Below are 20,010 nucleotides of genomic sequence, written 5' to 3' on the forward strand. Positions count from 1 at the left end.
CGGGGGAGGCGGGTTGATGCGGGTGCGGGAGAAACTGGATTCGCTATGAGTTCTCCCGGTGTGCTTGCTCGGATCGTGTCCTGGTCGTCGAAGCGGGTGCGCGAGTTGCCGTCAGGTGCGGTCGATATCGTGCTCGCCGTCGCGGTCACGGTGGCCAGCGTCGGGCCCGCGATCGTGACGCGCGCGCCGTGGTGGGTGGTCGCCTGCTGCGTGCTCGCGTCCGCGCCGGTGCTGTGGCGGCGGCGCGCGCCGATTCTGGTATTGCTCGTGGTCGGACCCGCGATCACCGTGCTGGCCTGTTTGCATGCCATGCCCGCACTGCCCTACGGGACCATCATCTGCGTGTACACGATCGCGGCCTACAGTCCGACTCGACCGCGGCGGTTCGCGCTGATCAGCGTGAGTATCGGAATCCTGATCTCGCTGGTCGTCCCGAACGAGAGTCCGGATTCCTATGGTTATGCGGCCATGTCGTTCGTCACGGCGTGGGCGCTCGGTACCGGTGTGCGGGCGCGGCGGCTGCAGATCGAGATGTTGGAGGAGCGGGCGCGGCGGCTCGAGGAGGAGCGTGGTGCGGCGATTGATCGGGAACGGCTGCGCATCGCTCGGGATATGCACGATATCGTCGGCCATTCGGTCGGGCTGATGATCGTCCAGGCCGAGACCGGGCCGCTGCTGACCCACACGGATCCGGATCGCGCCGATGCCACCTTCGCGGGCATCGCCGATACGGGTCGTGCAGCGGTGCAACAGCTTCGGCGCAGTCTCGGTGCTCTGCGCGCCCCCGATGACCCACCGCACCAACCCGGGATCGAGGCGATTCCCGATCTGGTGGCGATGTCGCGGCGCAGCGGCCTGGTCGTGTCGTTCGACGAATTCGGTACGCGCCGTGTGGTTTCCGGTGATATCGGAGTCACGGCGTATCGGGTGGTACAGGAAGCGTTGACGAATACGATGAAGCATGCGGGCGCCGCCGATGTGCGAGTGTCGCTGCGGTGGTTCGAGGATCGGCTGATGGTGCGGGTGTCCGATGATGGTCGGGCAGGTTCCGTCGGCCGTGGTGGCATCGGTTCCCTGGGGCATGGCTTGATCGGGATGCGAGAGCGCGTCACCAGCGCAGGCGGGCGGCTGGAGTACGGGTGTTCGGCAAGTCTTACCGGGGGCTTCGAAGTCACCGCCGAACTACCTATCGCACAGGGGAATTGAGCATGCGCGTGCTCGTCGTCGACGACCAGGACCTGTTCCGTGCCGGGTTCCGGCTGATCCTGGACACTCAGCCCGACATCACCGTGATCGGTGAGGCCGCCGATGGACTCGAGGCCGTCGAGCGGGCGCTCGAACTACAGCCGGACGTCGTGGTCATGGACGTGCGAATGCCGCGCATGGACGGCGTCGCCGCAAGCGCCAGAATCTGCGCCGAGACCAGCGCAAAAGTATTGGTACTGACCATGTTCCAGCTGGACGAATACGTCTACGCCGCCCTGCGCGCGGGCGCCAGCGGATTCCTGCTGAAAGACCTACGCCGCGAACAACTGGTCGAAGCCGTACGCGTAATCGCAGCAGGCGACGCACTCCTCGCCCCGACCGTCACCCGCCGACTGATCGCCGACCTGGCCCACCGCGGCCACCCCCGACCCGACCTCACCCGCCGACTCGAAACCCTCACCGACCGCGAACGCGAAATCCTCCGCCACCTGGCCCGCGGCCTCTCCAACGCCGAACTAGCCGCCACCCTCGTCCTCAGCGAACACACCGTGAAATCACACATCAGCTCCGTCCTCACCAAACTGACCCTCCGCGACCGCGCCCAAGCCGTCGTCTTCGCCTACGAATCCGGCCTGATCGTCCCCGGCCGCGACTGAACCGCCGCTGTCGTCAGTACTCCCGCGACGCGTCCGGCTTCATAGGCCCGCGTCGATCAACGTCTGCCGAGCGGCTGCCTCACGCGGACACTCGTCGACGCGACATCCCTTGTGCCGCCCGATCGTCTTATGGAAACCGCTTCGCGATCGCCGCCGCGATCGCGTCCGGTGCGTGTTCCTGAATGAAGTGCCGCGCGCGCGGCAGCTCGACTACCTCGAGATCGGTGAAGGCGGCACGTATTCGCGGGATACCGGTGTTCGGACGGAACACCATGTCCCGCATTCCCCACACCGACAGGGCTGGCTTGTCGCCGAGCAGGATGGGCACGTCACGGGCGATTTGGTCCAGCAGCGGGCGTGCGGCACGAATTTCCTTGGGCGTTATGGCGAGTCCGCTGCCCATGATCACGCTGAAAGCCCGATTCGCTTCTCCGGAGCGGGTTCTCGGCCCCTCCGCAAGAGCGAGGCCGGGTTCGCTCGTTTGGGCGATGTGGGGGAGAGGGTGGGCCGGAAATATGAGAGAGCATCCGATCGAATGTGGAGCTCTCGATGAAGCGTTACTCGGTCCTGGCGGCCATCGTGGTGTCGGCACTTCTGTGGTACCTCGGCACCGGCCTACATCCATTGCCCGGCTCGGTTTTTCTCGCACCACTGCCGGTGCTGCTGGTAGCTCCGCGGGTCGGTGCGGCCGCGGCCTTCTTTGCGGGATTCCTGGCCTGGGGTGGGAGCGGATTGCGGTATTGGCCGTACTTCATCGACACGATCGAGCAACCTGTACTCGTCACGCTGCTGCTGCTAGGCGGAACCGCCGCGGTATTCGGCGGGTTGGTGGTGATGACGCGTGCATTAGTGCTGCGTGGCCGTACGGGTTCGGCGGTGCTCGCGCTGCCCACCGGTTGGGTCACATTCGAATTCCTGGTATCGCTCGCCGGACAGTTCGGTGCCTGGTGGAGCATCGCTTACACCCAGTTCGAACTGCTACCACTGATTCAGACAGCGGCACTGACCGGTCCGTGGGGAATCACGTTCCTCATCATGCTGGTGCCCGCGACGGTTGCGGCACTTGCTGCACCCGAAGTCACCGGCGCGCAACGACTTCGGTTCGCAAGCGCGACCGTCCTGCTACTTGTTGCGGTCGGTGCATTCGGCTGGTGGCGCTTGGCCGTCGCGCCGGAGCGGGATACCGTGCGCGTCGGTCTCCTCGCGGTGTCCCAACCACCGGAATACGTTCCGGCGAACTCTGCGGACGGTCGCGATATGGTCGCGCGTGTGGTGAGCGAGATCGATCGGCTCGCAGATCAGGGCGCGCAAGTTGTGGTGCTTCCCGAAAAGGCTTGGACCGCAGATGAATCGACCTTGGCGGCCCTATCCGGTCCGCTCACCGAGGTCGCTACCCGGCGCGGTATCCAAGTCGTCGCGGGACTCGTGAAAACCACCGGCGGAATCAGTGTCAACGCCGCCATCGCCTACCCGTCGGGCGTCGAATACGCCAAGCACCGCTTGATCCCGGGTCTGGAGGACGACCTCGAGCCGGGTACCGGCTGGCAGCGCATTCCGGGCGAGCCTTGGGCACTGGCAGTGTGTTTCGACCTCGACGGTCCGGATCTGGTGCGCGAGAACCGGAATCGCGGGGCGACATTGCTGCTGGTCCCCGCCCTCGACTTCACCAACGATCGCTGGTTGCACAGCCGTATGGCCGTCATGCGCGGCGTCGAATCCGGTGTCGGCATCGCGCGCGCACCGCAACTCGGCGAACTCGTGGCCAGTGATTCCCGCGGCCATATCCTGGCGTCGGCGCGGACCGATGTCACGGTGACCCGATCGGTGCTCGCCACCATCCCGCTGGACTCGCACAAAACGGTCTACGCCCGATTCGGCGACTGGTTCGCATGGCTGTCCGTGGCGGTGTTCGCGGCATCAGCCATGGGCTCGTTCCGGCGGCGATCACGCCTCCAACGACGTCCGACAACGAACAGCATTCGTCGCCCAAGAACGCAAGTGTGACCATACTCACATTTGCTCGAGATCGCGCAGGTGGCGTCGGGCCCGTCACCGGCTCGGCGGACCCGCCGCTTGTTTGCCCAGTTTGGAACCTGGGTACCGGTTAATTCCGTGCCTGCACTCGGAAAAACCGGATCGGGCCGGTCGAACGAATCGGGGCCCGTGACCTGGGCTGGTGAGGAGGCGCAGGTGACGGATCGCGAATCGGAGAAGAAAACGCTACGCCGATCGGTCGCCGCCTCGGCGATGGGCAATGCCACCGAATGGTTCGACTATGGTGTCTACGCCGCGACCGCCACCTACCTCACCGACGCATTCTTCCCGGGCGAACTCGGCACCCTCGGCACCATGCTCGGCTTCGCCATCTCATTTCTGCTGCGCCCGCTCGGCGGCATGGTCTGGGGACCGCTCGGCGATCGACTCGGCCGAAAAGTGGTGCTGGCCACCACAATTCTGTTGATGGCCGGTGCTACCGGATGCATCGGCCTGATCCCGACACATGCCCAGATCGGTTGGTTCGCACCGGTTCTGCTCATCGCGCTACGCGTCGTGCAAGGCTTCTCGACCGGCGGCGAATATGGCGGTGCCGCAACGTATCTGGCCGAATGCGCCAGCGACCGCAAGCGCGGATTCCTCGGCAGCTTCCTGGAATTCGGCACCCTCGGCGGGTTCGTCGGCGGATCGGCGGTCGTGCTGCTGTGTCAGCTCGTCTTCGGTTCGGATGCGATGCACGACTGGGGGTGGCGCGTGCCGTTCCTGTTCGCGGTGCCGCTCGGCCTGATCGGCTGGTACCTGCGCTCGCATCTGAACGAGTCGCCCGTGTTCACCGAGGTGGCCGATAAACCGCACCCGCCGGGCGGCGTGTGGGAGGTGCTGACCACGTACCACCGCGAAACCCTGACGCTGATCGGCCTGGTGGTCGCCCTGAACGTGGTGAACTACACCCTGCTCACCTATCAGCCGACCTACCTGCAGAACACCATCGGCGTCGGCGAATCGACCACCACCGCGATGATGCTGATCGGGCAGTTGGTGATGATGCTCGTGCTGCCGTTCTTCGGCAGGTTGTCCGACCGGGTGGGCCGCCGCCCGCTCTGGCTGGTCTCGCTGGTCGGACTCGCGATACTCGCGCTGCCCATGTACTGGCTGATGGGGCAGGGAACCGGTTGGGCCATAGCCGGATTCATCGTGCTCGGCCTGCTGTATGTCCCCCAGTTGGCGACGATCAGCTCGACCTTCCCGGCGATCTTCCCGACGCATGTGCGCTATGCGGGGTTCGCCCTCGGCTACAACATCTCCACCGCCGCATTCGGCGGCACCGCACCGCTGGTCAACGAGGCCGTGATCGAATCGACCGGCTGGTCGCTGTTCCCGGCCGCGTATATGGTGGGCGCCAGCCTGATCGGACTCGTCGCTTGGTCGTTCCTGCGCGAGACCGCGGGAACCTCGTTGCGCGGCACCGTCGTTCCCGACGCGCAGCAAGTGACGCCACCGATCGCGGCACAGACGCTCTGAACCTGGGAATCTGCTGAGCGCACACCCGTGCGAGTAGTGTCGGCATTGCCGACGGATTGCTGAATTCGCGCTCCGCGAGTCGGTAGCCGTGGGCAGACACCTATCGGATTGGAGACGCTCGTGCAGATTCAGGTCAACACCGGAAGCAATATCCACGGCGGCGCATCGCTGGCCGAGCGCGTGGAATCGACGCTCTCCTCGATACTCGACCGCTTCGGTGAGCAGCTCACCCGACTGGAAGTTCATCTGACCGATCTGAACGCCGACAAAGGCGGTCCGGACGATAAGCAGTGCGTACTGGAGGCCCGGATATCCGGTCAGCCTCCGGTCGCCGTAACCCACCGCGCGGCCACGGTCGAAGAGGCTTATACCGGCGCCGCCGACGCCATGGCGAACCTCCTCGACAGTCGCTTCGGCCGCCTGCATCAGACAAAAGGTGGCGAATCCATCAGGCACATGCACGTCGAATAATAGACAACTTCGACCATATTCCCACCACTGGGAATCAGCATGCGATATCGGCGCAGCAGGTTACCCAGCCGCCCGCGGTCGTAACCATTCTCATAGGTAAGTCCGCTGCGCCCCGAATTTGTTGATACCGAACAGATTAAAAAGCCCACACCGGCACGGAACTCGTGTGTAATACCGATCGGTAACTGGTGTGTGGGGGCTGATGAGGGTCCGGTGATGCATGTGAATGCCGTCGATATCGCGCCTCGATCGGAGGGTCCGGTCAACCGTCGTCGTACGGGAGCTTTCTGGTTCGGTCTGGTGTTGACGGTGCTCGGCACCGGCCTGCACCTTCCGATGTATCTCATGGCGCGCGACATGGGCTATCGAATGGCGGGCATGCCGATGGACGGCGCCATGATCACCGGGATGATCCTGATCGTCATCGGCTTGGCCGTCACCACTTACGGCCTGTTCCCGCAGCGCGCGGTGCACGACACGGTGGCCGGGCTGCGGGTGCGCGCACTCGACGACGCCCCGATCAATCGCGTGCACGTGGTGCTGCTGCTGATCATGGCCGCCGCGATCACCATCGACGTGATGAAGCCGACGACCCTGGCCTTCGTCGTTCCGGGTGTCGGCGCCGAATACCACTTGCGCACCCCGGCGAGCCCGCATCTGGACGCGCTACCGGTGGCGCTGCTGCCGCTGTCCGGTATCACCGGAACGGTGCTGGGGTCGTTCCTGTGGGGTTGGCTCGGTGACCGCATCGGCCGCAAGGCGGCGATCCTGCTGGCCGGAATCTTCTTTGTCGGAACCGCGATCTGCGGCGCCATGCCGAGCTTCGAGCTGAATGTCGCGATGTGCTTCATCATGGGCCTGAGCGCGGGCGGGATGCTGCCGATTGCCTTCACGCTGCTCTCGGAGACCATCCCGGCGCGCCACCGCGGGTGGCTGCTGGTGCTGATCGGCGGCGATATCGCGGGGGCCTACGTCATCACCAGCTGGCTGTCCTCGACGATCGGCGAGACCTACGGCTGGCGCAGCATGTGGCTGATCGGCTTGCCCACCGGACTGTTGCTGGTGCTGCTGGTCCGCTGGATTCCGGAGTCGCCGCGGTTCCTGATGGCCATCGGCAGGCACCGCGAGGCCGAGGAGGTGCTGCGCACATACAACGCCGAGGTCATCGCGGTCGAGCAGCCGCAAGCCGCTGTCGAGGATGATCTGCGGGGCGGGTTCGGTCAGCTGCTGCGCCGTCCCTTCGCCGGAATGACCATCGTGCTGGCGCTTTTGGGACTCGGGGTCGGACTGGTCACCTACGGCTTCCAGCTGTGGTTGCCGACGAATCTGCGCAGCCTCGGATTCACCGGCGTCACCGCCGACAAGATCCTGCGTGACTCCGCGCTGATCGGTTTCCCGCTGAACTTCCTGGTCGCCTACTGCTACCACCGCTCGACCAAATGGACGCTGATCACGCTCAGCGCGCTGCTCGCCGTCGCGCTCGGCGGTTTCGTAGTCCTCGGTGACCACGTCGCCGACAACACCACGCTGCTGTATGCCCTTCTCGTGGTGCCGATCTGGGGTTCCAGCTCGGTGGTCGCGGTCATCGTCGCCTATGGCGCGGAGGTCTACCCGACCCGGATCAGGTCCCGCGGCAGCGGGGTCGCGGCGGCCATGACCAAGGCGGGCGGTGTGCTGGTCATCGCGCTGGTGGTGCTCGCCGTGGCCACGCCATCGATCACCGTGACCGCGCTGATCAGCGCGGCGCCGATCGCGATCGCGGCGGTGGTGGCCGTCGGGTTCATCGTCGAAACCCGGCGCAAGCCATTGGAGGAGATCACCGCCGAGGAGTTGGGCGTCGCGGCGGCATAGCAAGGACGAGCACTGCTAGGTGAGGTAATGATCGACACTGCAACTGCGCTGGAGCCCGCACTAACCGGCTCGATGCGCGATCGCCTGATAGCGGCCACAGTTCAACTCATCTCGACGGAAGGACTCGCCTCGTTGACCGTGCGTCGCGTGGCGCGGATATGCGGGGTCTCGACCATGGCGATCTACTCCAACTTCAGCGGTATGCCGGGCTTGATCCAGGCGGTCGGCTCGGAAGGTTTCGCGCAATTGGTCGCGCGGCTGGCCGAATGCGAGGTCAGCGACGATCCGATCGCCGAAATCCTGGTGCTCGGCTTCATCTTTCGGGATGAGGCGGTGCGCAAACCCGAACTGTTCCGGCTGATGTTCGCCACCGAGTCGCCGAAGGCCGAGGTGAAGGTGCACCGCGGCAATGTGCTGGCCGATGGCAGCGATTCCGACTTCGAGAACTTCGCGGAGAGCTTCGATTTCGTGGTGCGCGCGACCCGGCGGGCGCTGGAGGCGGATCTGTTGCACAGCGCGAACGAGCGCTCGGCCGCTGCGCAGTTCTGGACCGGGCTGTACGGGTTCGTCCAGTTGGATATGGCCGGGCTGTATGGCGATCAAGGCGTGGCGGAGGTGCTCTTGCCCTCGATCGTCAACATCCTGATCGGCATGGGTGCCGAACGCGCGACGATCGAGCGGTCGGTGGCGCGTGCCCTCGAGCAGGTCACCGCGCTGACCGGCTCGCACACGTGATCAGCCACGGAGTTTGACCGCGAGGCGCTGGGCGCGGGCCATGGCTCGCTCGGCGAAACCGTTGCGCTTGGGCAGCAATTCGAGTTGTAGCAGCAGCTCGTTCAGATCCCAGGTGGCTTTGCTGCGCCAGATGAGTCCGGAGCGGAACTGCCAGATGTCGACCACGAACAGGTCGAATTTCTTGTTGGTGCCTGCGAATCCGGGCGGATCGATCATGCCGAGGTGGGTGCCCGTCATTCGCCACGGCACGATCGCCGCCATTGTGTCCGCGGTGACGACCGGCTCGAAGACGGTGGTGTAGTTGACATCTGGGAATGCCCGCTTGGTGTCGTGGACGAACTTCGCGACCCCGGCCCGGCCGATGATCAGCTCTCCCTCGGACGGGTCCAGCCAGCGGGTGTCCTCGGTGACGCAGGCCGCCACCGCGTCGCCGTCGCCGGTGTTCCACCCGGCGATGTAGCGCTCGACGAACTCGCGCAGCCAGCCGGTGTCCTCGATGGGCTCGGCGGCCGGGTCGAGTGCGAATTCACCAGAGTTCATGGCCGACACCGTACTTGGATAACAATGTCATGGAATCGAATTACATTGTTATTCGAACCCATGACATTGTTATTCTTCGAGTCCGCTGTGAAGTGCGCCGACGTATAACAGCGTCAGCCTCGGCAATAACAATGTCATGACCTGTCCGATAACACTGTAATTTCACCATATGGACCTCAATCGGCCCTCGTTGCAACAGGTTTCAGTCATTTTGCGCTGCCGATCGAATATCGAAAGTAAGCTGCCTACCGTTCAATGCTCAGGGTAGAAATCGAGGACTGCGCAATGTCCGATGCAGCAATCGTCGGTATCGGCTGTCGATTTCCGGGTGGAATCGACGGACCGGGCGCCTTTTGGGATTTCCTGATCCGCAAGGGCGACGGCATCGTCGAGGTACCGCCGGATCGCTGGAGCCTCGACAAGTTCTACGATCCGGATCCGGACGCGCCCGGCCGGATGTACACCCGCAGTGGCGGATTCCTGACCCAGTCGCTGTGGGAGTTCGACGCCGACTTCTTCGGCATCTCCCAGCGCGAGGCCTCGATCATGGACCCGCAGCAGCGGTTGCTGCTCGAGGTCGCCTGGGAGGCGCTCGACGATAGCGGAATGGCCGGACGGATCGCGGGTCGCGATATCGGCGTCTTCGTCGGCGGTTTCATGAACGACAATGCGGTGGGCCGCAACGTGGTCCGCTCCGCGATCAACAGCCACACCCCGACGAGCTCGTCGCACACCCTGCTCTCGGCGCGCATCGCCTTCCTGCTCGACCTGCACGGCCCGACCATGACCATCGATACCGCCTGCTCGTCGTCGCTGGTGGCACTGCATCAGGCCGTCCGATCACTGGCGCTCGGCGAATGCAGCTCCGCCATCGTCGGCGGCGCCAATGCCATGCTGCAGCCGGAAACCTTCATCTCCATGTGCAAGGGCCGATTCCTGTCCGTGGACGGTCGCTGCAAATCGTTCGACGCCTCCGCCGACGGCTACGGCCGCGGCGAGGGTGCGGGCGTGGTGATCCTCAAGCCGCTCGAGGCCGCGCTACGCGACGGTGACCGCATCTATGCGGTGGTCCGCGGTAGCGGCGTGAACCAGGACGGCCGAACCTTGGCCATTCCGGTCCCGAATCCCGTTGCCCAGGAAGAACTTGCCCGGCGCGTGCACACCAGCGCGGGCATCGCACCGCACGAGATCGGCTACGTCGAGGCGCACGGCACCGGGACACCGGTCGGCGATCCGGCGGAGATTACGGCCCTCGGCAGGGTCTACGGCGCGGTCCACGGCCGGACCGAGCCGCTACCGGTCGGGTCGGTCAAGAACAATATCGGCCACACCGAGGCGGCGGCGGGCGTCGCCGGAGTCATCAAGGCCGCGTTGACCGTTCACCATCGGACGATCGCGCCGCAGGCCCGGCTGGACCAGCTCAATCCCGAGATCCCGTTCGACGAGCTGCGGCTGCGGGTGCCGATGGCGGCCGAACCGCTGGTCCGGCCACTGGTGGCGGTCAACAGCTTCGGCTACGGCGGCACCAACGCGCATGCGCTCATCGGCCCTGCGCCGACCACAGTCGAAACCCGTTCCGACACAGAGGCAATGCCGCTGCCGATCCTGCCGCTATCAGCGCGCAGCGAACCGGCGCTGCGCACACTCGCCGCAGGACTATTGGCGGCGGCCGACACCGAACCGCTCGACACCCTGACCGAGGCAGCCTGGGTGCGCCGCGCGCATCACCCGTTGCGAACCGCTTTCCGCTACCGCGATTCCGGCGAATTGCGTTCCCAGCTGGCGGAATTCGCCGCTGGCGGTGGTCAACCGCCCGCTCGTGCCATCGCCGAAGGCCACAGCGACCCGGTTTTCGTCTTCAGTGGCATGGGACCGCAGTGGTGGGCCATGGGCCGCGGCCTGCTCGCGGGCGCAGGCCCGGCAGCCGAACTGGCGCGCGAAATCGATAGGGAGTTCACCGAACTCGCTGGCTGGTCGATCCTCGAGGAGATGGGCCGCGACGAGGCGGACTCCCGGATCTCGCGCACCGAGATCGCGCAACCGGCGAACTTCCTGCTCCAGGCCGCGCTGACGGCGGAACTCGCCGGGCTCGGCATTAGACCGGCTGTCACGGTGGGACACAGCGTCGGCGAGGTGACGGCGGCCTATGTGTCCGGTGCGCTGTCGTTGACCGAGGCGGTCACGGTCAGTTACCACCGGTCCCGCCTGCAGGCCACCACGGCGGGGACCGGGGGCATGCTGGCGGTCGGGCTGACCGAGGCCGAGGCGCGGGAACTGCTGACGGACCTCGACGGCGTGTGCATCGCCGCCGTGAACAGCCCGTCGGCGGTCACCTTGGCCGGGGACAGCCGGGTACTGGCGGCTCTCGGCGAACGTCTCATCGCCGATGGCATTTTCGCCAAGGCGCTCCGTGTCGAAGTCCCCTACCACAGCCATCTGATGGACCCGATCCTCGATGATCTGCGCACCGCACTGGCGACGCTCGCACCGGGGGATACCACCGTTCCCGCCTACTCGACGGTTACCGGTATGCAAGCGACGCAACAGAATTGGGGTCCCGAATACTGGGCCCGCAATGTTCGCGACCAGGTTCGGTTCGGGGATGCGATCGGCGGGCTGCTCGATGCCGGACACCGGGTCTTCCTGGAAGTCGGCCCGCACCCTGTGCTGAGCGGCAGTATTCGGGAAATCCTTGTGCAGCAAGGTATCACCGGTGCCGCCATCAGCACGCTGACGCGTGGCGGCGATGACAGCGAGAACGTACTGACCGCGATAGGCGAGTTGTACCGGGCGGGTTCATTGGACGGTGACCGCCTGCCCGGCGCGATCGATCCGGGTGTCGGGCACGTCGACCTGCCGCACTATCCGTGGCAGCGCCGCTTCGTGTGGACCCAGGAGCCGGAAACGGAGCTGGATCGGATCGGCACCCCGAACGGATTCGCCATGCTCGGCGATCGCACCGGCTCGGCGGCCACGGAATGGGAAGTCCAACTGTCGGTTTCGAATCTGCCGTGGCTGCGCGATCACGTTGTGGCCGGTGCCGTGGTGCTGCCGGGAGCGGCCTACCTGGACGCCGCCATGAGCGCCGTCGCGCTACGCACCGGCCGGGATTCGTTCGGGCTCGAATCCGTCGAATTCATCAGCCCGCTGGTCGTGGACGAGCACGATGTGCCCGTCGTGCGGATCGGTGTTGAGGAGACCACCCGCCGGTTCACCATCCAGTCCCGGCCCGCAGGTGGCGGGGGATGGACGCTCAACGCGCACGGCCGTCTCATCGAGGCGGACGCCGATGCCACCACCGTCGCTATCGCGCCGCCCCGGGATTCGGTGGAGGCCGCGGTCGAGGAGCTCTACGAGAGCATGGCCGAGCACGGACTCCGCTACGGCCCGGCCTTCCGGCTGCTGACCCAGGTCTGGATCGGACCGGATAGCGTTGTCGCACAACTCGATTCGTCTGCAACGATCGGTCAGCGGCATCTCGCGCACCCGGCGATAGTGGATTCAGCCCTGCAGTGCTTCGCCGCGCTGTACGCGAGAACGGCTGCGACACAGCCGAATTCCGGTACTGATGCCGAGGTGGTCGTGCCTGCCGCGATTGCCGGGATCCGTTGGACCGGACCGATTCCGGTCGATCCGGTCGTGGTCCTCACCCGCGTACCCGGTAGTTCGATGCGCGCCGATATCCGCATCGCGTCTGCGAGCGGCGACGTCGCACTAACGATGTCAGGAGTGCGGTTCCGCGCTCTCACACCGCAGTCGGCGCTCTCCGAACAGCTCGACGGGCTGTTCTACGAGCCGGTCTGGGAGATCGTGACCGACTCGGCGGAACCGGCCATGCAAGACCTGCCCGGTGACGAGGAGTTCCTGCTCGTCGTCAACCTCGGCGCGGAAATCTCCCAGCGCGCCAAGGAAGTCGCCAATGTGCGGATCCGGGCCGAAGTGGTGACGGTCGGCGAGCATGCCTCTGCGGCCGACCACGAACAGTTGCTGGACCTGCTGCGTACCGCGCGTTCCCGGCCCGAGGTCGAGCGCCTGCGGCTCGTTGTCGTCGCCGGGTCCGAACTCGACGGCATGGGCAATGTGTACGGGCTCGCGCAGGTCGCCCAGGCGATCAAGGCGCTGCTGTCCGATGAGGTGCCCATGGTGTTCCACGCCGTCGTGGTGACCGAACATGCGTTGTGCCTGCCGATCGATCGGTTCGCCCGGCTCGAGCATTCGGTACTGACCGGAGCGCGTCGCGAACTGCTCAACGAACTTCCGGCCGGACAGTGGCGACTGGTGGATACCGAACCCGCCTCCGCGGCGGCCGACATCCTCGAGCAGATCTACACCGACACCACCGTCGACGAGGTGGCGCTGCGTGCGGGCGCGCGCTGGACGATCCGCTGGCGGCAGACCCTCACCGACCGGCTGGCCGGATGGGATGTGCCGCGGCCGATCACCGATCCCGAACAGTCCTTCCGGCTCGATATCCCACGCTCGCGACTGCTGCCGGAACTCGCACTGCGCACCTGCGATCGGGTCGCGCCGGGACCGGACGAGGTCGAGATCCGGATGCAGGCGGTCGGCCTGAACTACAAGGACACCCTCAAGGTGCTGGGTGTGCTGACCGAAAAAGAGCTGGACGGAACATTTTTCGGCACCGAGATCGGCATGGACGGCTATGGCGTCGTGACACGGGTCGGCAGCGATATCACCGATATCGCACCGGGAGACGAGATTTCGGTCGTGGCACCGGGAATCGTGCAGCGCTACGTGACGATCCGGCCGGACACCGGCGCGACCACCCGGATGGATATCTTCCCGCCCGGCACCTTCGATCCACTGCACTGCACCTCGGTAATGCCGCTGTTCACCGCCGAAATCGGGCTCGGCGAGCTGGCGCGGGTGCAGCTGGGCGAAACGGTGCTGATCCACGGCGCGGCGGGCGGCATGGGCATGGCCGCCGTCCAGGTCGCGCTGCGGATGGGGGCGCGGGTGATCGCCACGGCCGGTACCGAGGAGCGGCGCGCCCGGGTGCGGGCGCTCGGCGCGCACGAGGTGCTCGGTTCCCGGTCGATCGGTTTCGTCGACGAGGTGCTGCGCTTGACCGATGGTGCGGGCGTCGATGTCGTCTACAGTTCCGCGCCCGGCGAGATCCTGCAGCAGAACTTCCGGGTCGCGGGCGAATTCGGCCGCATCGTGGATATCGGCAAGGCCGACATCTACGGCTCGGGCACCATCGATCTGCGCCCCTTCGACCGGAATCTGGCATTCTTCGCCGTCGACATCGACCGCATCCTGGCCCGGCGACCCGCGCAGGTCCGCCGGGCGGCCCGGCGCGTGGTGGACGCGATGTTCCACGGCGAGTACACCGCATTGCCGAATACGCCGTTCGCGCTCGACCAGCTGACCGCGGCATTCGAAACGGTGGCGCGCTCCGCCCAGATCGGCCGGGTCGTGCTCGATCTGCGCGAAAAATATCCGGCGGTACGCCACATTCCCGGCGAATTCGAATTCGACCCTACCGCAAGCTATCTGGTGACCGGCGGCTTCGGGGCCTTCGGTCTGGCCACCGCACGTCAGCTGGTGCGTGCCGGAGTGCGTCACCTTGTGCTCGTCGGTCGCAGTGGCGCGTCCACCGATGCCGCGCGAGAACAGTTGGCGCGGTTCGCGAACGAGGGTGTCGACGTGCGCGAGGAACGCGTCGATGTCGCCGACTATGACGCGGTCGCCGATCTGGTCGCGCGCATTCAGGTCGGCGGTGCGCCGCTGCGGGGTGTCATCCATGCCGCGGGCGTGGTCAACAACACCGAGGTTCCCGAGGTCACTGCCGAATCGCTGCGCGAGATCTTCGATCCGAAGGTGATCGGCGCGACCAATCTCGATCGGGCCACCACCGCCGCGGGCGTGGAGCTCGACCTGTTCGTGCTCTACGCCTCGGCCAGCGGCATCGCCGGTCTCTCGCCCCAATTGGGTTATGCGTCAGCCAATTCCGCGCTCGACGCACTCGCCTGGGCGCGGCGCGCACAGGGCAGGCCCGCACTGTCGGTGGACTGGGGTTTCATGCGCGGCGACGGCGGTATGGCCGACTCGCGGGCGGTATCCCGCTATGCCGAGATGACCGGATACGGCTCGCTGGATATGGATTTCGCGACCCTGCTACTGCGGGAATGTCTGCGTTTCGACATCACCCAGCTCGCCCTGCTCGACATCGACTGGGCGCAGTGGGCACTCGCGCACCGCTCGTCGGCGCGCGCACCGCGGTTCGTCGAACTGGTCACCGCCGCGGGCGGCGGCGCGGCGGGCACGAGCGCACTGCGCGCCGAAATCCTGGCGCTGGACCCGGAATTCCGCGGCGACGTGGTCGCCTGCCTGCTCGCCGAACAACTCGCGGTCGTCCTCGGCGTCGACGCGGACACCGTGGATCTGGCGACTCCGACCATGGAGCTGGGGCTGGATTCGCTGATGGCCATGGAATTCGGTGCACGCGTCGTGAAAAGCCTCGGCGTCAAGATGTCGGTCCTCTCGATCGGGGCCGGACTCTCGCTCGCGGGCCTCGGCGTCAAGATCGCCGCTCAGATCGCGCACGAAGAAGCAAGTACCGAAACGACAGCAGCGTGAGGACTACTGCATGACAACTGAGAGCATCGATCCCCGTGCGCTCGCCCGTGCCCTGATGGCCAAGCACGATGCGGGCAACGGTTCGAGCACCGCGACGGCGCCGGGACCCGAACGCGGTGCGGCCGAAGTACGGACCGCTCGCGGCCCGAGCCTGCAGACCTCCTTCCGTGATCATCCGGGCGTGCTCGAGGCCAACGAGAAATTCGCCGCCTTCGACACCTGGACGCGCGAAGCCGGTGTGCTCAATCCCTACTACCTGCCGCACGACGGCATCAGCGGGGCGGTGACCAGCTTCGCGGACCGGGACATGCTGAACTTCAGCAGTTTCGGCTATCTGGACCTGGCCGCCGAGCCGCGCGTGCATGCCGCGGCCATTGCCGCGATCGGCCGCTTCGGGACATCCGCGGCCGCGGTCCGGATGGTCGCGGGGGAGCTACCGCTCTACGGTGAGCTGGAACGCGAGCTAGCGCGGATCTACGACACCGAGGCCGCCATTGTGACGGCCAGTGGCTTCCTCACCAATGCGGCGGCCGTCGCCTTCCTGCTCGGAAAGCGCGATATCGCGGTCTGCGACTCACTGATCCACAACAGCATCGTCTCCGGTACCGAATGGGCGGGCTGCAAACGCGTCACCTTCCGGCACAACGATCCCGAATCGCTGGACGCGATCCTGGCGATGTCGCGGCGCAGCTTCGATCGGGCCCTGGTGCTGATCGAGGGCGTGTACAGCATGGACGGCGATGTGGTCCGGCTGCCCGAAATCATCGAGGTGGCAAGGAAATACGACTGCTCGATCATGATCGACGAGGCGCATTCGTTCGGTGTCCTCGGCGAGCGCGGGCTCGGCGCGCGTGAGCTGTTCGATCTGCCCGGCGATGCGGTCGATGTCTGGATGGGCACGCTGTCGAAAGCGCTCGGCAGCGTCGGCGGCTACCTGGCGGCCAATCGCGAACTCGTCGAAGGGTTCAAATACTCCGCCGCTGGTCTGAGCATGTACACGGCCTCACCCGCGCCGTCCGCGGCGGCGGCGGCACTGGAGGGCCTTGCCGTGCTGCACGACGAGCCGCAACGCGTCGCGGCACTGCGGCACAACGCCGAGTACTTCCATTGCCGGGCCCGCGAACTCGGCTTCGACACCGGCAACGGCCAGGCCACACCGATCACCCCGATCATCACCGGCGCGAACGAACCCGCGGTGCGCGCCTCGATGGAACTGCTGGAGCGCGATGTGATGGCCAATGCCATCGGGCATCCGGTGGTCCCCGAGGGCGAGGCGCGATTGCGGTTCTTCATCAACTGCCGTCATACCGAGGCGCAGCTCGATCACGCATTGGACACCCTGCGGTCGGTGTTCGACGGTCTCACCACGGAAGAGAGTCCCCACTCGTGAAATTGCCGGTCAGTTCTTCTCTGTTGCGAAAAGCGTTGGTGCCATTGGCATCGGTGACGCTGATGGCGGTGCTGTTCGTACCGGCCCACTCGGCCATGATCGCCCCGGTCGAGACCGATCCGAACAGTCCGCTGGCGAGCCGGTTCCATTTCACCGAGATGCCGATCGCGCTGCCACCGGGGCTGCCCGAGCGCAAGATCCGGCATATCGAGCCACGGTACGAGCACGTCGTCGCGTGGATGTCCTCGGTCAACTCCGCGGCCGCGATCAACGATATCGACGGCAACGGCCGTGCCGATGATCTCTGTCTGGTCGATTCCCGATCCGACACGGTGATCGTGACGCCGACGCCGGACAGCGACACCAGCCGCTACGCACCGTTCGTACTCGATCCGGCGCCGCTGCCGACCGACGACCGGATGGCCCCGACCGGCTGTGTCCCAGGCGATTTCGACCACTCCGGGCGCATCGGTCTGATGGTGTACTACGGCGGCCGCACCCCGATCCTGTACCTGCCGCGCGCGGGAGCCAAGCATCTTGACAACAAGGCATTCCGGCCGGTGGAAATGGTGGAGCCGCCTGCCACCAAGGACGGCAGCTATCAGGGTGCGCGCTGGTTCACCCTGGCCGCCTCCGTCGCCGACTTCGACGGTGACGGCAACCCGGACGTCTACCTCGGAAACTATTTCCCGGACAGCGATTTCATCGGGCCCGACGGTCAGCACAGCCTGACCCTGAACGAATCGTTCTCCAAAGCGACCAATGCCGGGACCGACCGCGTCCTTACCTTCCAGCAGGGCACCGGCGGTGCCGAACCGACCGCAATGTACCGCGAGGTGGTCGACGCGCTCCCGGAAGGGAAGGCGAACGGCTGGACGTTGGCATCGGCCACCCAGGACCTCACCGGCGACCAACTACCCGAGCTGTATGTCGCCAACGATATGGGCCCGGATCGCCTGTTCGTGAACAAGTCGACACCGGGACACATCAGCTTCGGCCTGGCCGAAGGCGAGCGCGGTCCGACGGATCCGAAGTCCTTTGTGCTCGGCCATGATTCTTTCAAGGGCATGGGCGCGGACTTCGCCGATCTCGATGGCGACGGTATGCCCGATCTGTTCGTCAGCAATATCGCGCAGCGCTGGGGCATCGTCGAAGCGAACCTCGCCTTCTACAACACCGCGGCCGATCCGAAACAAGCCGCGGCGCGATTGGAGTCGGGTATCGCCCCGTTCGAGAACCGGGCCGTGGAGAAGGGCATCGCCTGGGACGGCTGGTGCTGGGATACCAAGGTCGCCGACTTCGACAACAGCGGCCGACCGCAGATCGTGCAGAGCAACGGCATGTTCAAGGGTTCGAGCACGCGTTGGCCGCAGGTGCAGGAAATGGCCACGATGAACGACGACTTCAGCAAGTACCCGTGGGCCTGGCCGAAGTTCACCGAGGAATCGGACCTGGCGGGCAATAACCGGATCGGCTTCTTCGCCCAGGACGACAGCGGCAAGTTCACCAATATTTCGCCCGCCCTGGACACCTTCGCGGCGACACCCACCCGCGGCATCGCGGTCGGTGACTCGACCGGAACCGGCAACCTAAGCTTCGCGGTCGCCAGACAGTGGGAAGCACCGGTCTTCTACCACAACGACGCACCGCGTCCCGGGCAGTACCTCGGCCTGCGACTGTTGACCCCACCGACCACCGCTGCCGCGGGCGAGGCAACGGTCGCAGGCAAGCCGGTGCTCGGGTCTCCGGCCCTCGGCGCCGAAGTCACCGTGACGATGCCGGACGGCAAAACCCATGTGGCACAGGTCGACGGCGGCAGTGGGCACGCGGGTAAACGGTCCACCGATATCCACCTCGGACTCGGCGATATCGATCCCACTACCGCGCTGCCGGTGCAACTCGCGTGGCGCGATAACCATGGCGGCGTGCACACCCAGCAGCTGCAGCTGCAACCGGGGCAACACACCCTCGTTCTCGACTCCGATGCCCGGGAGGTGCACCAGTGAGTGTTCAAGCACATTCGAACGGAACAGCCGTCATCGAAACCACCAACGGCTCCGAGCCCACGCTCACGCCAGTGCAGACTTGGCGGCGAAAGTGGTTGGGCGTCAATATCGAAGGACGTGATCCGCGCTATCTCGCGCTGCGCAACTTCGCGGCCTCGCTGACGATCTTCAATATCCTGGGCTTCCTGTGGCTCGGGTTCGAGCAGCCGTGGCTGTGGCCGTTCCTCAGTGCGGGCACCGCGTACGTGGTGGAGATGATCCTGGAAACGCTGGCGGCGTGGGCCTATCGCCGCCCGGCGGGATACCGGGGCAACGGACTTCGCGGGCTGATCGTGTTCCTGCTGCCCGCCCACATCACCGGTGTGGCCTTCAACTTCCTGATGTACGCGGCAGACCAGTTCCTGCCGATCATGTTCGGCATCACGGTCGCGGTCGGCACGAAGTGGGTACTGCGGGCCAAGGTCAACGGCAAGGTCAAGCACTTCATGAACCCGTCGAATTTCGGGATCGTGGTAGCGCTGCTGGTCTTCCCGACGATCGCCGTGGTCGGTCCGTATCACTTCGTCGAGAACATCTCGGGTCCGGCCGACGCGCTGATCGTGCTCGGCCTGCTCGGCGCGGGCACCATGCTCAACGCCAAGCTGACCAAGAAGACACCGCTGATCATGGCCTGGCTCGGTGCGTATGTGCTGCAGGCGGTGGTGCGCGGCCTGCTGGACAGCAATATCTCGATCATCGCGGCGCTGCTGCCGATGACCGGTATCGCCTTCGTGCTCTACACCAACTACATGATCACCGACCCGGCGACGACACCGTTCGCCAAGCGCGATCAGATCATCTTCGGCGCCTCGGTCGGCCTGATGTACGGCGTGCTGATGGCCATGCACGTCTCGTTCGGCTTGTTCTTCGCGCTGGTGATCGTTTGCGCGAGTCGCGGAATGTTCTGGTGGAGCCGGAATATTCGGGAGTGGCTGGCCAATCGCGCGACCGTCGTGGTGGTGGACGTACAGGAGGCGGCACCTGAGCCGGATGAGCT

At 65.7% G+C, this 20,010-nt stretch carries 12 protein-coding genes and 1 pseudogene; 11 read left to right on the forward strand and 2 right to left on the reverse strand.

All coding sequences use genetic code 11. From position 1 onward, the window contains the following. Positions 1-45 precede the first annotated feature (45 nt). Together NP3_RS37615 and NP3_RS37620 are read left to right on the forward strand one after the other, a co-directional pair. On the forward strand, positions 46-1,206 hold the full coding sequence (locus NP3_RS37615) for a sensor histidine kinase (protein WP_063046486.1): 1,161 nt from the start codon (positions 46-48) through the stop codon (positions 1,204-1,206). Beyond that, positions 1,203-1,862, forward strand: a complete 660-nt coding sequence (locus NP3_RS37620; RefSeq protein WP_218025009.1) for a response regulator — start codon at positions 1,203-1,205, stop codon at positions 1,860-1,862. The genes NP3_RS37615 and NP3_RS37620 overlap by 4 nt, the downstream gene beginning before the upstream one ends. Positions 1,863-1,989: 127 nt before the next feature. Here NP3_RS37620 and NP3_RS37625 read toward each other — a convergent pair. After that, positions 1,990-2,256 (reverse strand): annotated as a pseudogene (locus NP3_RS37625) (haloalkane dehalogenase); the annotation flags it as partial. A 155-nt stretch (positions 2,257-2,411) separates the two neighbouring features. Here NP3_RS37625 and NP3_RS37630 point away from each other — a divergent pair. From NP3_RS37630 to NP3_RS37650, 5 genes are all read left to right on the forward strand, one after another. Then, entirely contained in the window at positions 2,412-3,866 is a 1,455-nt protein-coding gene (locus NP3_RS37630; RefSeq protein WP_157124816.1) for a nitrilase-related carbon-nitrogen hydrolase, read from the forward strand. Positions 3,867-4,109: 243 nt separating this feature from the next. Next, entirely contained in the window at positions 4,110-5,378 is a 1,269-nt protein-coding gene (locus tag NP3_RS37635) for an MFS transporter (protein ID WP_084509525.1), read from the forward strand. Positions 5,379-5,498: 120 nt separating this feature from the next. After that, the gene (locus NP3_RS37640; protein WP_063046499.1) at positions 5,499-5,849 is read left to right on the forward strand and encodes an HPF/RaiA family ribosome-associated protein; all 351 of its coding nucleotides are present in this window, start codon (positions 5,499-5,501) and stop codon (positions 5,847-5,849) included. 216 nt (positions 5,850-6,065) lie between these two features. Beyond that, positions 6,066-7,700, forward strand: a complete 1,635-nt coding sequence (locus NP3_RS37645; protein WP_063046490.1) for an MFS transporter — start codon at positions 6,066-6,068, stop codon at positions 7,698-7,700. A 27-nt stretch (positions 7,701-7,727) separates the two neighbouring features. Then, on the forward strand, positions 7,728-8,435 hold the full coding sequence (locus tag NP3_RS37650) for a TetR/AcrR family transcriptional regulator (protein ID WP_063046491.1): 708 nt from the start codon (positions 7,728-7,730) through the stop codon (positions 8,433-8,435). On the opposite strand, the gene NP3_RS37655 is transcribed toward NP3_RS37650, so the two are convergent. Next, positions 8,436-8,975, reverse strand: coding sequence for an ester cyclase (locus NP3_RS37655; RefSeq protein ID WP_157124817.1), 540 nt, complete (start codon positions 8,973-8,975; stop codon positions 8,436-8,438). Between the two features lie 285 nt (positions 8,976-9,260). On the opposite strand from NP3_RS37655, the gene NP3_RS37660 reads away from it, so the two are divergent. The 4 genes from NP3_RS37660 to NP3_RS37675 form a co-directional block, all read left to right on the forward strand. Next, positions 9,261-15,578, forward strand: a complete 6,318-nt coding sequence (locus NP3_RS37660) for a type I polyketide synthase (protein ID WP_063046493.1) — start codon at positions 9,261-9,263, stop codon at positions 15,576-15,578. Between the two features lie 10 nt (positions 15,579-15,588). After that, positions 15,589-16,968 (forward strand): aminotransferase class I/II-fold pyridoxal phosphate-dependent enzyme, encoded by a 1,380-nt coding sequence (locus NP3_RS37665; RefSeq protein ID WP_063046494.1) that lies wholly within the window; start codon positions 15,589-15,591, stop codon positions 16,966-16,968. Beyond that, entirely contained in the window at positions 16,965-18,974 is a 2,010-nt protein-coding gene (locus tag NP3_RS37670; RefSeq protein WP_063046495.1) for a CRTAC1 family protein, read from the forward strand. The genes NP3_RS37665 and NP3_RS37670 overlap by 4 nt, the downstream gene beginning before the upstream one ends. Further along, positions 18,971-20,010, forward strand: a 1,040-nt coding sequence (locus NP3_RS37675) for a hypothetical protein (protein ID WP_063046496.1), incomplete at its 3' end; no start/stop codon positions are given. The genes NP3_RS37670 and NP3_RS37675, both read left to right, overlap by 4 nt.

Origin of the sequence: Nocardia pseudovaccinii NBRC 100343 (assembly GCF_001613225.1) — a bacterium.
GTDB classification, from domain to species: Bacteria; Actinomycetota; Actinomycetes; order Mycobacteriales; family Mycobacteriaceae; genus Nocardia; species Nocardia pseudovaccinii.

What these genes read in the sequence shown, in the direction of transcription:
- NP3_RS37645 (WP_063046490.1), top strand. Translation starts at nt 6,066, where the DNA reads ATGCATGTGAATGCCGTCGATATCGCGCCTCGATCGGAGGGTCCGGTC.
- NP3_RS37665 (WP_063046494.1), top strand. Translation starts at nt 15,589, where the DNA reads ATGACAACTGAGAGCATCGATCCCCGTGCGCTCGCCCGTGCCCTGATG.
- NP3_RS37615 (WP_063046486.1), top strand. Translation starts at nt 46, where the DNA reads ATGAGTTCTCCCGGTGTGCTTGCTCGGATCGTGTCCTGGTCGTCGAAG.
- NP3_RS37655 (WP_157124817.1), bottom strand. Translation starts at nt 8,975, where the DNA reads ATGAACTCTGGTGAATTCGCACTCGACCCGGCCGCCGAGCCCATCGAG.
- NP3_RS37630 (WP_157124816.1), top strand. Translation starts at nt 2,412, where the DNA reads ATGAAGCGTTACTCGGTCCTGGCGGCCATCGTGGTGTCGGCACTTCTG.
- NP3_RS37660 (WP_063046493.1), top strand. Translation starts at nt 9,261, where the DNA reads ATGTCCGATGCAGCAATCGTCGGTATCGGCTGTCGATTTCCGGGTGGA.
- NP3_RS37650 (WP_063046491.1), top strand. Translation starts at nt 7,728, where the DNA reads ATGATCGACACTGCAACTGCGCTGGAGCCCGCACTAACCGGCTCGATG.
- NP3_RS37635 (WP_084509525.1), top strand. Translation starts at nt 4,110, where the DNA reads ATGGGCAATGCCACCGAATGGTTCGACTATGGTGTCTACGCCGCGACC.